Annotated in this window: 2 protein-coding genes; one reads left to right on the top strand and one right to left on the bottom strand. The window is 35.0% G+C overall.

The features are described 5' to 3' along the window. A partial coding sequence (locus RMN92_RS09870; RefSeq protein WP_309609282.1) for an NAD-dependent epimerase/dehydratase family protein occupies window positions 1–912 on the bottom strand: 912 nt, incomplete at its 3' end. Between the two features lie 38 nt (window positions 913–950). Here RMN92_RS09870 and tyrS point away from each other — a divergent pair. Continuing rightward, entirely contained in the window at window positions 951–2249 is a 1299-nt protein-coding gene (tyrS, locus tag RMN92_RS09865) for a tyrosine--tRNA ligase (protein ID WP_309609281.1), read from the top strand. Window positions 2250–2269 lie beyond the last annotated feature (20 nt).

The raw sequence follows: 2269 nt of genomic DNA, 5'->3' as shown, positions 1-2269 counted from the left end.
TAATCGTTTTTTACCAAAGAAAATATTTAAAAACCAATCCATTTTCCAACCGAAACTCATTAATAATTTTGAAGCATAATATTTGGGTCTTGGAACATTTAATTGATCTGCAATTTTAAAAACCAAATCTTGGTAGGTTTTGTTTTCAGAAATTAGAATGAATTTTTCGCCTGAAACAGAGCTTTGCATGAGCAAATGCATAATTTTTGCCACATCTGTCACCGTTACAAATCCAGAACTTCCTTGTGTGTAAAAAGACAATCCTCTTTTTACTTTTTGATAAATATCGCCGCTACCTGCTGCCCAAAAAAGTTGCCCAAGGATGACGCCAGGATTTACAATTACCACTTGAAGTCCTTCTTGGTAAGCGCGCCAAACTTCCATTTCTGCTCCGTATTTCGAAATGGCATAATCGCTATGAGATTTCTCTGGATTCCATTCTGTTTCTTCAGAAATGATATTTTCATTCACAGCCAAATCACCCAAAGCGGCAATAGAACTGACGTAGCAGATTTTTTTGATTTTAAAATCCAAGCACAAATTCACTACATTTGCCGTGCCTTCAATATTGGCTTTTCGAAGTGCTTCCTCATCGTTGGTATCAAAAGAAATTAAGGCCGCACAGTGGTAAACAATTTCAATATCATTGAACGCCATTTCTAAAGATGGAATGTGGAGAATATCGGATTCGCACCAATTTATTTTTTCAAACAATTCCCATTTGTTGTAGTGTTCAAAAACCTGTCGCACACGAGATTTTCCTAATTCATTTCTAAATATGGCTCTTACGTTTTCACCTTTTTCTAATAAATGTAAAACCAAATGTGAACCCAATAATCCTGTAGCACCCGTTACTAATATCATTCCGTAAATATATTGAATATTATTGTTATTGAAATTGATTTTTGACATTGCTATTGAATTGCTATATTTGCTAAAATTGATTTAAAATGAAGAATTTAATAACCGAACTACAATGGCGCGGATTGGTTCACGACATGATGCCTGGAACTGAAGAACAATTGCTCAAAGAAAGTACGCCAACCTACATAGGATTTGATCCTACTTCAGACTCATTGCATATTGGCAGTTTGGTTCCCATTATTTTACTGGTTCATCTTAAAAATTTCGGGCACAAACCTATTGCGCTTATTGGTGGAGCCACTGGAATGATTGGCGATCCATCTGGAAAATCGGACGAACGAAATTTGCTTGATGAAGAAACTTTAAATGTAAATGTAAAAGGTATAAAAGCAGTTTTGTCAAGGTTTTTAGACTTTAATTCGACCGATGCCAATTCGGCTTTACTAGTAAATAATTACGATTGGATGAAAGATTTCTCGTTCATTAACTTTGCTCGCGATGTGGGCAAACGCATCACCGTAAATTATATGATGGCCAAAGATTCTGTCAAAAAAAGATTGAGTGCCGATGGTGAAGGTATGAGTTTTACAGAGTTTACCTACCAGTTAATTCAAGGTTATGATTTTCATCATTTATATAAAACCCATAATTGTTTGCTTCAAATGGGTGGCAGCGACCAATGGGGAAATATTACTACGGGAACCGAATTGGTTCGGCGTATGAATGGCGAAGGAGCCAAAGCTTTTGCCATGACTTGTCCATTGATAACCAAAGCAGATGGTTCAAAATTTGGAAAATCTGAAGGTGGAAATATTTGGTTAACGGCAGATAAAACATCAGTATATAAATTTTATCAGTTTTGGCTAAATACATCAGATGAAGATGCTGAAAAATACATTAAGATTTTTACTTTTTTAGATGAAAATACAATAAATAGCCTGGTTATTGAACACAAAGAAGCAGCGCATTTGCGAATTTTACAACGGAAATTGGCAGAAGAAATTACAGTTTTGGTTCACGGTCAAGCCGAATTGGAAAAAGCCATTAAAGCTTCTAACATATTATTTGGAAATTCAACTTCCGATGATTTAAAAGTATTGGATGCTGCCACTTTTCTGGAAATATTTGATGGTGTGCCGCAAGCAGAAATTTCAAGAAGTGAAGTACAATCCAGAATTAATATTGTGGAAATTCTGAATGAAAAATCGGGTTTTATGAAGTCCAATGGTGAGGCAAGAAGGGCTTTGACAGCCAATTCTATTGCTGTAAATAAAGAAAAAGTAACGGAAGAATTTATATTGAATACCAAAGATTTGATTAATGATCAGTTTGTGCTATTACAAAGTGGTAAGAAAAATTATTTTGTTTTGAGGGTTGTGGGTTAAACCATCCTGTTAATTTCAAC

This window comes from Flavobacterium sp., assembly GCF_031363805.1.
In the GTDB taxonomy this organism is placed as follows: domain Bacteria; phylum Bacteroidota; class Bacteroidia; order Flavobacteriales; family Flavobacteriaceae; genus Flavobacterium.
Note: the sequence above shows the minus strand (reverse complement) of the source record. Positions and strands in the feature narration are given on the sequence as shown.